The sequence below is a fragment of the Micromonospora palomenae genome (assembly GCF_007829925.1).
In the GTDB taxonomy this organism is placed as follows: Bacteria; Actinomycetota; Actinomycetes; order Mycobacteriales; family Micromonosporaceae; genus Micromonospora; species Micromonospora purpureochromogenes.
In genome coordinates this window covers 1,591,225-1,603,260 of record NZ_VIXA01000001.1, presented here as the reverse complement: position 1 = coordinate 1,603,260, position 12,036 = coordinate 1,591,225, and the positions used below count along the sequence as shown (strand labels likewise).

At 71.1% G+C, this 12,036-nt stretch carries 12 protein-coding genes and 1 riboswitch; of the genes, 6 read left to right on the top strand and 6 right to left on the bottom strand.

Going from position 1 to position 12,036, the window contains the following annotated elements; all coding sequences use genetic code 11:
• Window positions 1-28 precede the first annotated feature (28 nt).
• From FHX75_RS07145 to FHX75_RS07130, 4 genes are read left to right on the top strand one after another with little or no spacing between them, the layout of a single operon-like run.
• Window positions 29-2,347 carry a HAMP domain-containing protein gene (locus FHX75_RS07145; protein ID WP_246157769.1) on the top strand — a complete coding sequence of 773 codons (2,319 nt, stop codon included), beginning with the start codon at window positions 29-31 and terminating at the stop codon, window positions 2,345-2,347.
• A gap of 1 nt (window position 2,348) precedes the next feature.
• A complete protein-coding gene (pgsB, locus tag FHX75_RS07140) occupies window positions 2,349-3,587 on the top strand; it encodes a poly-gamma-glutamate synthase PgsB (protein WP_154937280.1) in 1,239 nt (412 codons plus the stop codon).
• Window positions 3,587-4,072 carry a poly-gamma-glutamate biosynthesis protein PgsC/CapC gene (locus FHX75_RS07135; RefSeq protein WP_154937278.1) on the top strand — a complete coding sequence of 162 codons (486 nt, stop codon included), beginning with the start codon at window positions 3,587-3,589 and terminating at the stop codon, window positions 4,070-4,072. Before pgsB ends, FHX75_RS07135 begins: the two co-directional genes overlap by 1 nt.
• A 44-nt stretch (window positions 4,073-4,116) precedes the next feature.
• Window positions 4,117-5,166: a C40 family peptidase gene (locus FHX75_RS07130; protein ID WP_154937276.1), complete on the top strand. Its 1,050-nt coding sequence runs from the start codon at window positions 4,117-4,119 to the stop codon at window positions 5,164-5,166.
• Between the two features lie 36 nt (window positions 5,167-5,202).
• Here the strand turns inward: FHX75_RS07130 and FHX75_RS07125 are convergent, their stop codons facing one another.
• From FHX75_RS07125 to FHX75_RS30625, 4 genes are all read right to left on the bottom strand, one after another.
• Window positions 5,203-5,949 (bottom strand): amino acid ABC transporter ATP-binding protein, encoded by a 747-nt coding sequence (locus FHX75_RS07125; RefSeq protein ID WP_154937274.1) that lies wholly within the window; start codon window positions 5,947-5,949, stop codon window positions 5,203-5,205.
• Complete coding sequence (locus FHX75_RS07120) at window positions 5,946-6,743, bottom strand: amino acid ABC transporter permease (protein ID WP_154937272.1); 798 nt, start codon at window positions 6,741-6,743, stop codon at window positions 5,946-5,948. The genes FHX75_RS07125 and FHX75_RS07120 overlap by 4 nt, the downstream gene beginning before the upstream one ends.
• Window positions 6,744-6,786: 43 nt before the next feature.
• Window positions 6,787-7,647, bottom strand: coding sequence for an ABC transporter substrate-binding protein (locus tag FHX75_RS07115; RefSeq protein ID WP_154937270.1), 861 nt, complete (start codon window positions 7,645-7,647; stop codon window positions 6,787-6,789).
• Window positions 7,648-7,749: 102 nt separating this feature from the next.
• Window positions 7,750-7,899, bottom strand: coding sequence for a hypothetical protein (locus FHX75_RS30625; protein ID WP_170285305.1), 150 nt, complete (start codon window positions 7,897-7,899; stop codon window positions 7,750-7,752).
• Between the two features lie 32 nt (window positions 7,900-7,931).
• Window positions 7,932-8,043: riboswitch (SAM riboswitch) on the bottom strand.
• Window positions 8,044-8,317: 274 nt separating this feature from the next.
• On the opposite strand from FHX75_RS30625, the gene FHX75_RS07110 reads away from it, so the two are divergent.
• Both FHX75_RS07110 and FHX75_RS07105 read left to right on the top strand, forming a co-directional pair.
• Window positions 8,318-9,784 (top strand): pyridoxal phosphate-dependent decarboxylase family protein, encoded by a 1,467-nt coding sequence (locus FHX75_RS07110; RefSeq protein ID WP_154937268.1) that lies wholly within the window; start codon window positions 8,318-8,320, stop codon window positions 9,782-9,784.
• Between the two features lie 90 nt (window positions 9,785-9,874).
• Window positions 9,875-10,528, top strand: a complete 654-nt coding sequence (locus tag FHX75_RS07105) for a fasciclin domain-containing protein (RefSeq protein ID WP_154937266.1) — start codon at window positions 9,875-9,877, stop codon at window positions 10,526-10,528.
• Between the two features lie 191 nt (window positions 10,529-10,719).
• On the opposite strand, the gene FHX75_RS07100 is transcribed toward FHX75_RS07105, so the two are convergent.
• Entirely contained in the window at window positions 10,720-10,926 is a 207-nt protein-coding gene (locus tag FHX75_RS07100) for a hypothetical protein (protein WP_425463471.1), read from the bottom strand.
• Between the two features lie 247 nt (window positions 10,927-11,173).
• Window positions 11,174-12,028, bottom strand: a complete 855-nt coding sequence (locus FHX75_RS31505; RefSeq protein WP_246157766.1) for a tyrosine-type recombinase/integrase — start codon at window positions 12,026-12,028, stop codon at window positions 11,174-11,176.
• Between the last annotated feature and the right edge of the window lie 8 nt (window positions 12,029-12,036).

Here is a 12,036-nt window from a genome sequence, read left to right as displayed (position 1 = left end):
CCGATGTCGCCGAGAGCGAAGGGTCGCCATGAAGAGCAGGAACGGAGGCGAGCAGCCCGCCCCCGACGACCGGGGTCGCGATCAGCAGCCCTTCCGCGGCCGCGCGTCCGTGCCGTCGGTGCCCGCCGACCCACCTCAGGAGCAGGCCGTCCCGTGGCGGCGACGGGCGCTGGACCAGCAGCTCCCGGCAGCCGGCTTTCCCGCCGGCTCCGGCAAGCCGTCCCTGCTCTATCTCTGGGCGATCATGTGTCTGTCGGCCGCCATCGTGCTCGGGTTCGCCATCAACAACCAACGAGGCGTCCCCCCGGCCGTCGTCGACTCGCAGCGGGACAACGTGTCAAAGGTCGCCTCCAGCATGCGGCTGACCATCAACCACTACGTGGAGGACCTCGACCAGCGCATCGCGGCTCGGCCTCCGACGACGCCCGATCCCGAGTTCGTCAAGCAGGTGGTGGGCAACGGTACGGAGTGGACCGGGGCCGCGATCGTGGAGACCGCCTCGCGGCGCCCGTTGGCCACGGCCGGCTCCGGCGTACCGATGGAGCTGCTGCCACCGGCGCTTCCCGCCAAGGACACCTTCCCGATCACCACTCCGGACGGGCCGGCGCTGGTCCGCAGCGTCGCGCTGGACCCCGCGCGCACCCTGCTGGCGACCCAACCGCTCGACGTGGACGAGCTCCGCCTCAATCCCAACGCCCGGCAGGGCATCTTCGTCATCACGCCGGACGGCAAGAGCACCCTGATGCAGGGGGTCAGTGCCGTACCCGATGTCCATCTGCCGGTGGTCTTCCAGGGGCTGGCGCAGTCGCAGTCCACCGAGGGCCACCCGATCCGGGTGACGGAGTGGCTGAACAAGCAACTGGTCGTCTCCTCCGCTCCGGTGGGGGAGACCGGGGCGACGGTGGCGACCCTGATCGTCGCCGAGGAGACGGGCGGCACGTCCACCGTGCACGGCCTCCTGCTCGGTCTGACCCTGCTGGCGATGGCGGTGCCCAGCTTCCTGCTGATGCGGCTGGCAATGGTCAGGCCCGTGCGGTCGCTGCTGGAGCGGGCCAAGGCTGACGCCTGTGGTGAGGTCCCCGCCAAGCGGCACCCGTTGCGGATCGCGGAGGCCCACCGCATCGCCCGGGCGCTGTCGCTGACGTCCGACGATCCATCGTCGGGCGCCGGCGGGAAGCGCTGGCGGTGGCGGTGGCGACCGACCGTGAACCAGGGCCTGGCCCTGGCCACCGTCGTGGCGCTGCTCTGGCCGGCGGCAGCGGTGGCCTACACGCTGAGCTCACCTGAGCCGCCGATCCCCAACCAGCTCGTCCGGGACGAGGAGAGCCGGGCCGAGGCGGCGAGCAACGTCATGGGCAAGGCCCTGAACAACGGCCTGCAGACGGTGACCCGGATCTCCCAGGCGTCGGAGGCGACGCCCGACCCGGCGCAACTGGCCCCGCAGCTGAGGCAGGAGCTGGCCGACAAACACCGCTTCCGCAGCCTCTACCTGATGGACCCGAACGGATCGGTCGTCAGCGCCGCGGGACGGGATCCGCTCCGCAAGGAGCCGCTGCGCGGTGAGACCGGCATCGAGCTGGACGGCGCGACCGCGCGCGTGCCGCTGGTGTACGCCTTCCGGGTCGCTCCCAACGGCGTCGCGACCGTCGGCGAGTTCGACATCGACTACCTGCTGGAGATGATCCGGGCGGTGGACGGGCAGGTACGGGTCGTCGACGAGGATCTGCGCACCGTCTTCGACTCCAACGGCTTCCGCGCCTTCCAGCAGTTGGAGGGCACCGCCCGGGTGGCCGCCTCCGAGGCGCTGAAGGGCGGCACCGTGGGAATGGCGAAGACGCCGGACGGCAGGCCGGCGCTGATCGCCGCCGCCGGGCTGAACAAGCCGAACACCGTCGCTCCGCTGAAGTGGTCGCTGGTGGTGGAGCAGGACCTGGCCGGGCTGCGGCTGCCGGAGAGCGACGGCCGGCGGTGGACGCTGCTCGTCGCCGGTGCCACGACGGGCGTGGTGCTGCTGACCCAGACGTGGCAGTACTTCGTCTTCGCGCGGCCACTGCGCCGCCTCGCCGTGCAGGCCGACCGGATCAGCGACGGGGACGTGGAGGAGCCGATCTCGCCGCAACGCCACGACGACATCGGGGCGTTGGCGATGTGCCTGGAGGTCTGCCGCCAGGTCCGGCACACCGGCTCCAGCCGGCTGGGCGGTGCGAGCCGGCTGCGCGGCACGGAGGAGGACCGCACTGTGGTGCTCCCCGAGGTCCCGCCGCAGCCCGAAGCCGGTCGGGCCACTCTCTGGTACAGCGAGAGTGCCGACGACACCCGCGCCGACGACCGAGACGAAAGGAGCTGACGTGGTATACCTCTACGTCGTTTTCGTCCTCTGCTGTGTGGCCCTGTTCGGCGCGGGGATGGTCGAGCAGCGCAATCACTACCGCAACCTGAACATGATTCCGGACCGGGTGCTGGTCAACGGCATCCGGGGCAAGAGTTCGATCACCCGGCTCTGTGCCGGCGCGTTGCGCGGCGGTGGGCGCGTGGTGGTGGCCAAGACCACCGGCACGGCGGCCCGGTTCATCTTCCCGGACGCCAGCGAGGAGCCGGTGCACCGCAAGTTCGGCATCGCCAACGTGGTCGAGCAGATCGGCATCGTGCGGCGGGCCGCCGTCTACCACCCGGACGCTCTGGTCATGGAGTGCATGGCGGTGATGCCGGCGCTGCAGGAGGTCAACCAGAGCAAGCTGATCCGGTCGAACATCGGGGTGCTGTGCAACGTGCGCGAGGACCATCTCGCCGAGATGGGGCCGACCCTGGACGATGTCGCCCGGTCGCTGAGCCGATCCATGCCGGTGGGCGGCACCTGCATCACCGCCGAGCGGGAACGGCTGGCGATCCTGCAGGAGGAGGCCGACCGGCGGGACTGCCGCCTGATCGCGGTCGACCCGGAATCGGTCAGCGACCACGAGATGAACGGCTTCGGCTGGATCACCTTCAAGGAGAACGTCGCGATCGCGCTGGCCGTCGCCGGGGAACTGGGCGTCGACCGGCAGAGCGCGCTGCGGGGCATGTGGGAGGCGCCGCCCGACCCGGGCGTGCTCTCCGTGGCCCGGGTGATGCACGGCGACAAGCGGTTCCGGTTCGCGAACATCTTCGCCGCCAACGACCCCGAGTCGACCTTCATGAACATCCAGCAACTGGAGGACCAGCAGCTCATCACCCGCCCGCTGACGATGGTGATCAATTGCCGGCCGGACCGGATCGAGCGCAACGGGCAGATGGGCGAGCTGAGCGGCCGGGTGCGACCGGAGACCATCGTCCTGATCGGAGAGGTCACCAAGAGTGCCCGCACGACCGTGCCCGCGGACCTTCAGGACCGGGTGGTCGACCTCGGCGGCAAACCGGACCCGGACAGCCTGCTGCAGGGCGTGAGCGCAGCGACCCCGGACGACTCCTCGATCGTCGCCGTCGGGAACATCCACGGGCAGGGTGAGGTGCTGGTCCACCAGCTGGCGACACTGCCGGGCTGGACCTGCGAGGACGGCTCTCCCTCCGCCTCCACCCTTCGTACGTCGACCGGAGAAGGGAGCCAGTGATGACGTTCGGCGGAGAACTCAGCGCCCAGCTCGCCACGGCGAGCCTCGGCATCGGGCTGGTGTTCGCCCTGCTGTGTTACCTGACCACCAACCTCTCGCCCGGCGGCATGATCACCCCGGGCTGGATCGCGTTGACCCTCATCGAGGACCAGCTCCAGTCGGTGATCGTGGTCGGCGTCACCATCGTCACCTACCTCATCGCCCGGCTGATGCACCGGGTGATCATCCTTTACGGGAAGCGGCTGTTCGCCGCCATCGTGCTGGTCAGCGTCCTGTTGCAGCTGACCATGTTCGTGCTCGTCCAACGGGACCTGCCACTGCTGTTCGCCCACCAGACGCTGGGCTTCGTGATTCCCGGGCTGATCGCCTACCAGCTGGTGCGCCAGCCGCCCCGGGCCACCATCCTGGCGACCGTCATCGTGACGGCGATCACGTTCGGCATCACGTACAGCGGCGTGGTCGCGGGCTTCGTGCCGGTGACCTGACCCTTCCGTCCGCCTCGCATTTCGTCTCGAAAGGAGAAGCAGGAATGAGCTACCGCAGGTATCTCCGCAGGCCGGCCGTGTCGAGCGTCATCGGGCTCGTCCTGCTGATCACCGCGAGCATGCTCACCTACCTGGTGGCCCGTCCGTCGCCTGCAGACGAACCCGAGCTGACCCTGGGCCTGGCGAAGCCGGCCGAGGGCCAGGCGGCCGGCGCGTCGGGCTACCACTACCAGCGGTCGTCCGAGCCGGACCGTACGGAGATCATCGACTCGTCGGGGGAGCCGGTCGCGATCATGACTGACGGCGCGCGGACCGCGCACATCTACGGTCCGTCCCGGACGTTCGAGGAGCCGCGCTTCACCGACGCGAAGCTCGAGACCGACATGTGGGTCCGGCTCGCGCCGCAGCCGTGGCGGGCCGGCGCCGAACAGGAGCAGTGGTTCATCGACTGGTTCGCCGCGGCCCGCCGGGACCGCTCGCCGGACGTGCTGGCGATCTCCTTCGAGTACGTCGACGGGGCCCCGGTGAAGCGGGACAACCAGGGACAGCAGTATTCCGGCGACGCCTCGTTCGGGCCGCCGGACCCGGCGGACCCCGACGGCCGTCAGGAGCGCTCCGACTTCTACGACTACCTGGGTCTGCCCTGGTCGTTCCTGGACGGCAAGGCGGCAATCCCCGAGCCGCAGCGCAAGCTGGCCCTGGACTGCTCCGGCTACCTGCGGATGGTCTACGGTCACCGGCTCGGCTATCCGCTGCGCGGTACCAACACCCCGGGCGAGGGGCTGCCGCGCCGGGCGTACGCCATGGCGGAGGTGGGCCCCGGTGTCCAGCTGATGCCGAACTCGGGCCAGCGGGCCCGCGGGATCGACAAGCTGCTCCCCGGCGACCTGGTCTTCTTCAACGCCCAGCCGGTACCGAACCGCCAGATCGACCACTCCGGCATCTACCTCGGCATCGACGACGGCGGGCACCACCGGTTCATCTCCAGCCGGTCCCAGACGGACGGTCCCACCATGGGTGACCTCTCCGGCGCACCCCTGCTGGACGGGGTCGGCTACTGGCCGGACCGGTGGCTCACCGCCCGCCGGATCTGACCGGCCCCGGGGAGTCCGCCGCTGCCAGGCGGCTGCTCAGAGCACCTGGGACAGGAAGCGGCGCAGCCGGGGGTGCTCCGGCGCCTCGAAGATCGCGGCCGGCTCCCCGGCCTCCAGGACCACGCCGTGGTCCATGAAGGCGACGGTGTCGGCGACCTCGCGGGCGAAGCCCATCTCGTGGGTGACCACCACCATGGTCATGCCGCCGGTGGACAGGTCGGCCATCACCGCGAGGACGCCCTTGACCAGTTCCGGGTCGAGCGCCGAGGTGGCCTCGTCGAAGAGCATCACCTGCGGTTGCAGCGCCAGCGCCCGGGCGATGGCCACCCGCTGCTGCTGCCCGCCGGACAGGTGCGCCGGTCGGGAGTCCGCCTTGCCGGCCAGCCCGACCAGCTCCAGCTGGGCGCGGGCGACCGCCGTGGCCTCGTCCTCGGAGAGCTTCCTGATCCGGCGCAGCGCCAGGGTGATGTTGCGCAGCACGCTCATGTGCGGGAAGAGGTTGAACTGCTGGAAGACCATGCCGACCCGCTGGCGCAGCGCGTCCGGGTCGTCACGCAGCACGCTGCGCCCGTCGAGCAGCACGTCACCCCGGTCCGGCTCGATCAGCCGGTTGATGGTGCGCAGCAGGGTGGACTTGCCCGAGCCGGACGGGCCGATCACGCAGGCGGTGCCGCCGCGCCCGACGTCCAGGTCCGCGCCGCGCAGCACCCGGTTGGCGCCGAAGGCGAGGTGGACGTCCCGGACGGCGAGGCTGACCGAGGTGGTGGTGTCGGCGCCGGTCATCGGTGATCCTTCCCGGTCGGGGTCTGCGGAGGCAGGGCGGTCTCGCCGGCGAGGGCCAGGCCGCCGTCGTCGTCGGGGTCGACGGTCACCGATCGTCCCTGGCGCAGCCGCCGGTCGATCCAGTTGACCGCGTGGGTCAGCGGCACGGTCAACGCCAGATAGAACAGGCCGGCCAGCAGCAGCGCCGACTCGTTGCCGGTGGTGGCGGCGTAGTCCTGCCCGATCCGGAACAACTCCCGCTGGCTGGCCACCAAGCCGAGGAAGTAGACCAGGCTGGAGTCCTTGATCAGCGCGATCAGCTGGTTGACCCAGGCCGGCAGGACCCGGCGTACCCCCTGCGGGATGATAACCAGCCGCATCGCCTCGCCCCAGGAGAAGCCGAGCGCCCGAGCACCCTCCAGCTGCGCGGCCTCGACGCTCTGGATGCCGGAGCGGAAGATCTCCCCGATGTACGCGCCGGCGATCAGCGACAGCGCCAGGATGCCCAACGGGTACGGGTTCGGCCCCCAGATCTCCATGCCGAGCGGTGCCAGGCCGACACCGATGAGCAGGATGGTCGCCGCGGCCGGCAGACCGCGGAAGACGTCCGTGTAGACCCGCGCCGGCCACCGCAACCATCGGGTACGCGAGATGCCGGCGATGGCCAGCAGCATGCCGAGGATCGAGCCGAGCAGGGCGGCGGAGATCGCCAGGATCAGCGTGTTGGGCAGCCCGACGGTCAGCATCTCGGGCAGCGCCTCGCGCATCGAGTCCCCGTCGAAGAAGGTCTCCCAGAGGGTGCTCAAGGTGTCCATCGGTCTCGTCCCCGTCCGCCCCGCTCGCTCGTCATCCGTACCGTCAGGAGGTGGTCGACGCCGACGCCGCCGGCACCGCGACGGTGCCGCTGCCGGGCTTGAAGTCGGCCGGGATCGGCCGGCCCGGGTAGTACTGCGCCTGGAGCCGGGTCCAGGTGCCGTCGGCGATGACCTCGTCGAGGCCCTTGTTCAGCGCCTCGCGCAGCTTGTCGTTGCCCTTGGCGAACGCGTACGCGGTGGGGGCGGGGCTGAGCTGCTTGGCCGCCACGGTGATCTTGCCGTTGCTGTCCGCCGCCGACTTCTCGCCGATCTCGGCGGGAGCGATCCAGGCGTCGGCGGTGCCGGCCTTGAGCTGGTTGATCGCGCCGTTGTAGTCGGGCACCCGCACCGGGTCGAGGTTCCGGCCGGTGGCGTAGTCGTCCTGCACCGTGCCCTGCACGACGACGACCCGCTTGCCGGCGAGCTGGTCGAAGCTGGTGATCGGGGAACCGGCGGGCACGTCGAGGCCGAAGTAGCCGAAGTCGTAGCCGTTGCCGAAGTCGACGGTCTTCTTGCGCGCCTCGGTGATGGTGATCGAGGAGCTGCCGATTTCGAACTTGCGGTTGTTGACCTGGGAGAGCAGCGCGGAGAAGTCGGTGCCGACGAACTCCACCTTCAGGCCGACCTTCGCCGCGGCCGCGGTGAGCAGGTCGTTGTCGAAGCCGGTGAACTTACCGTCCTTCAGGTACACGTTCGGCGGCGCGTCGGTCAGCGTGCCGGCGCGCAGCACGCCCGGCTGAAGCAGGCCGTACGGGTTCTCGGCGGCCTCGGACGAGCCGTCGCCGCAGGCGGTCAGCGCGGTGGCGGCGAGGACGGCGGCGGCGCCGAGCGCGGCCACCTTGGACAGAGCGGGAAGAAATCGCACAGGTGTCTCCGGGTTGATCGGTCGGCGGGCACACGGGCGCGCCGGGAGACGGCGTGCCGGACCGGCACACCGCTGCGGGTGGTACGAGGAAGGGGTCGTCGACTACGCGGTCGGGCGGCGACAGCCGTCGCTGCAGACCCGCATCAGGTCGACGTGTCGCCGCTTGACCAGCATCAGGCCGGCAGCCGGCGCGCCGGACGGGGCCGCATGCGCGGCGCCGCCGACGGGCGGGGCGAAAAGATCAGCAGACATGGTTCTCCTGGGTCGGTGCTGACCTGGGAACCAGGCCACGCTTGCACCGGTGCCACACCGGTGCCTGGTCTTCACCCGGAGCACCCCACCGTGGAGGAGGGTTGCCGGCCAGCGAGCCGGGGCTTGACGCTGGCGCTCATGACCTGCCGAGAAGGCTAGCAGCAGGGCCGGGTCGATCGTCCAGCCGTTATGACGGCCCTCACGTCCGCCCCTTACCGCCGGCCGCGTACCCAGCCGGTTGGGCGGGGCGGCACCGTGGGGGCCCGCGGGCCACCGCGGCGGAATTGGCCGGCGCGAACCCCGTCGACCGGTGCCAGGGTGGGGGAGGGCCGGGCCGGCTCCGCCGGGATGACGTTGCACCAGGGCTGGCGCTCCACCGGCGTCCCGACCGCCACCGACCGCCGAGGAGGGCGCTGCGATGACCGATCCGCTGCGGGACGCCGACGGGGGCGAGGCGCTGCGCCGGGTGTACGAGGCGGCCGGGCCGTACCTGTCGTCGTTGGCGGACCGGCCGGTGCACGACCCGGACAGCCAGGCGCTGCTCGGCCAGCTCTGGCACCCGGCCGATGGTGGTGCGCTGCCCGAGCGGGGCGAGGGCGCGGCCGCCGCGTTGGACCGGTTGCTGCGGGTCGGGACGGCCGCGGCCACCCACTCGGCCGGCCCCCGCTTCTTCCACTTCATCATCGGCGGGACGACCCCGGCCGCCCTCGCCGCCGACTGGACCGCGGCCCTGCTCGACCAGAACGCCGCCTTCCGCGCCTCCTCGCGGCTCGCCAGCGAGGTCGAGAGGATCGCGCTGACCTGGCTGCGGGAGCTATTCGGGCTGCCCGCGACGTACGGCGGCGCCCTGGTCACCAGCGCCACCTTCGCCAACGTCACCGGGCTCGCCGCCGCCACCCACTGGTGGGGCGAGCGGCACGGCGTCGACGTCGCCGCGGACGGGCTGGCCGGGCTGCCCCGGATGCCGGTGCTCTCCGGCGGCTACCTGCACCCCAGCGACCGCAAGGCGTTGCAACTGCTCGGCCACGGCCGCAACACCGTGGAGATCCACGCCCGTGACGGCGCGGGCCGGGTCGACCTCGTCGCCCTCGACCGGCGGCTCGCCGAACTGGCCGCCCCGGCGGTGGTGATCGCCATCGCCGGGGAGGTGGACACCGGTGACTTCGACCCGCTGGCCGACCTCGCCGACATCGCCGAACGGCGCGGCGCCTGGCTGCACGTCGACGGCGCGTTCGGGATCTTCGCCGCACTCTCGCCGCGCACGGCCGGGCTGGTCGCCGGCATGGAACGCGCCGACTCGATCGCCGGCGACGGGCACAAGTGGCTCAACGTGCCGTACGAGAGCGGCTTCGCCTTCCTCAAGGACCCGTCCCGGCTGCCGGTCGCGTTCGGCATGCCCGGCGCGGCGTACCTGCCGGGGGAGGGCAGCGCCCTGCCGACACCGGGCGAGGGTGCGGACTACGCCCTGCTCGGCCCGGACTCCTCGCGCCGGGCCCGGTCCCTGCCGATCTGGGCGACCCTGGCCGCGTACGGGCGGGAGGGCTACAGGTCCATGGTGGAGCGGCACCTCGACCTGGCCCAGCGCCTGGCGCGCCGGGTCGACGAGACACCCGAGCTGGAACGCCTCGCCGAGGTGCCGCTCTGCATCGTCTGCTTCCGGGCCCGCCCGGCGGGCGTTCCCGAAGCGGCGCTCGACGAGGTGAACCGGCGGCTCGGGGCGGCCCTGCTCGCCGACGGCCGGGTGTACGCCGGCACCACCGTCCACGACGGACGGGTGGCGCTGCGCCCGGCGATCGTCAACTGGCGGACCACAGAGGCCGACGTCGACCTGCTGGTCGACGTGGTCCGCGAACTCACCGCGAAGGTGGTCGCCGAACTCGGTTGAGGCGGGGTGCATCCACCGGCCGGAATCGGGGCGAAGCAATGGGCGTGACGACAAGTCACGGATCTGGTCGCACCGATGAAGGGTTCGCCGATGAAGATCGCACGACTCGCCGCCCGCGTGGCCGTGGGCACCATGGCCACCGTGCTGGCCACCGCCGCAGTGGCGGTGCCCGCCGCCCAGGCCTCCGCCAAGCAGCCCGGCACCCGCAGCCTGGCCGAGGTGCTCACCCGGGACACCGGCGGTTTCGACCGTAACTCCCGGGATTTCGACGTGCTCACCGCGGCCGTGCTGGCCGTCCTCGAGGCCAAGCCGAACTCCCCGGTGAAGGTGCTCGCCGACGGCACGGTCGCGCTGACCGCGTTCGTGCCCACCGACGCCGCGTTCCGGGAGCTCGTCCGGGACCTCACCCACGCCCACCGGCTCCCCAGTGAGCAGGCCGCCTTCACCGCCGTCGCCGGGCTCGGCATCGACACGGTCGAGAACGTGCTGCTCTACCACGTGGTGCCGGGCGCGACCATCGACCGGCGCGTTGCGGTCAAGGCCGACGGCGCGCAGCTGACCACCGCGCTGGGCGCCACCGTCGAGGTCGACGTGCTGCGCTGGTGGCACTTCCGCCAGGTGCGCCTGGTCGACGCCGACACCAGCGACCGCGACGCGCGGGTGGTCGCGTACGACATCAACAAGGGCAACCGGCAGATCGCACACGCCGTCGACCGGGTGCTGCGCCCGATCGACCTGCCCTGACCCGGCACTGACGCCACGGCGCCCGGCTCCTCCCGGGCGCCGAGGGTGCGTGCAGGCGCGCCATGCCCCAGCCCGCCGGCAGGTCGACACTCACCGCGGCCGGCGGCGACGTGCTCCGGCTCAACCCGGTGCTGCCCGACGGGCTCGACCAGCTCAACTCCGCCTGACTGGATCGTCTCGACCTTCAGATGTCAGCGTTTGCCGGCCTGGCGGACCACTCGCTGCGCCAGGTGATCCAGGGCGGCGAACGGCACCTCGGTCAGCGGGTCGGTGTTGTTGCCGCCCGTGCCGTGGGAGACCCCGTAGGGGTTTCCGTCGGCGAACTTCAACGGGTCGGTGTACCCGGGCGGCACGATGATGCCGCCGAAGTGATAAATGCTGTTGTAGAGAGCCAGCAACGTCGCCTCCTGGCCGCCGTGGGGCGTCTGCGCGTTAACGCTGTGCGATTGTCATGTCCCTTGGCAGCCCCGAAGTGGGAAAGCGCTAGATGGTGCGGCTTGCTGCAAGTCCGAGTGGACCAGCGATGCCTCGCAGAGCACTTTCTTCACACCGAAGAGGTCACTGGTTCGATCCCAGTATCGCCCACCATCGAAGTAACGCAGAAGAGCCACCCTCGGAAGAGGGTGGCTCTTGCTATTTCCATCGTCAGTTGTCGTTGGACGTCAGCGGATCGTCAGCGAACGCGTCGCGGATGCGTTGATCCCGCCCGTCCGACCGGTGGGTGTAGAGGTTCAACGTCGTCGACGGCTTCTCGTGGCCCATCACCGCCTGGACGTCGTTGACCGGCACGCCCCGCGACACCAGCTCCGTGGCAAACGAGTGCCGCAGGTCGTGGAAGCGGAGTCCGCCCGGCGCCATCTTCGCCACGTGCGCGACCGCGTCCCGTTCGGTGGTGAACTCCGCGGCGCGCTTGACGCCTTCCAGGTCGACCCAGGCTGCTCGCCACTTGAAGTGGCCCAGGCGGCTCACGTCTCCGTGCAGCCCGGCGCGAACGAGCGATGGCCGCCAGACGCGAGCCCGGAACAAGGTTCGACGCAGCGGACCAGCGGACGAGTTGGTGAACACCTGACCGCGAGGACCAGTCGGGAACGCCTCACGATGGGCAGCCAGCAGGTCGACCGCGAACTCAGGCAGTGGAACTGTACGTCGGCCAGCCCGCGACTTCGGATACGGCTTGATCGTGACCGTGCCTGCCACCTCGACGGCGACCCGAACCACCTCCACCGTCTTCGCGGCCAGGTCGAGCGACTCCCAGCGGAGCCCGGTGCACTCACCCCACCGCAGCCCGGTACCGCCGGCCAGGGCGACCAGCGCCCGATATCGGTCAGGGACGGCCGGCAGGAGCCAAGCGACTAGATCCGCGCGGGACAGTACGTGCCCGTCGGTGTCCTTCTTCCGCCGTGATGGCACCTTGACGCCCTCGCACGGATTGGCGCCGATGAGCCGATCACGAACCGCCGCGCGGAGGACGGCCGACAGCAGCCGGTAGCACTCGGCCACGGTGGCAG